The organism is Burkholderia sp. GbtcB21, assembly GCF_019091065.1.
GTDB lineage: Bacteria > Pseudomonadota > Gammaproteobacteria > Burkholderiales > Burkholderiaceae > Burkholderia > Burkholderia pyrrocinia_C.
This window is the reverse complement of the sequence record NZ_JAGXKA010000444.1, coordinates 1-239: the sequence shown is the minus strand read 5'-3', so window position 1 is coordinate 239 and position 239 is coordinate 1. Positions and strand designations below refer to the sequence as shown.

General features: G+C 62.3%; 1 protein-coding gene. It reads right to left on the bottom strand.

Annotated features, from left to right (window positions below):
• Positions 1-239 (bottom strand): Bax inhibitor-1 family protein (locus KVT39_RS37320; RefSeq protein WP_217591518.1); only part of this gene is annotated, 239 nt, incomplete at both ends.

The following is a 239-nucleotide window of genomic DNA, read 5'->3' as shown; positions in this document are numbered from 1 at the left end:
TGAGGCGTTGCGTGTCGAATGCGGTAACCCCCGTGAACACGAGCACGCCGATCACTGATACGACGAGCTGCGGCGCCGAGGAAGCCAGGAAGAGATTCACGTCCCCCGCGATGATGATGCCGATCAGCCCCATGAACAGAAAGGGGCCGAAGCGTGGGAGATCGGCCCGTGTCGAGGAGCCATAGAGGCTCGTTGCGCCGAAGGTGGCCGCGCTGATGAAGAATACGCGTGGAGTGCTC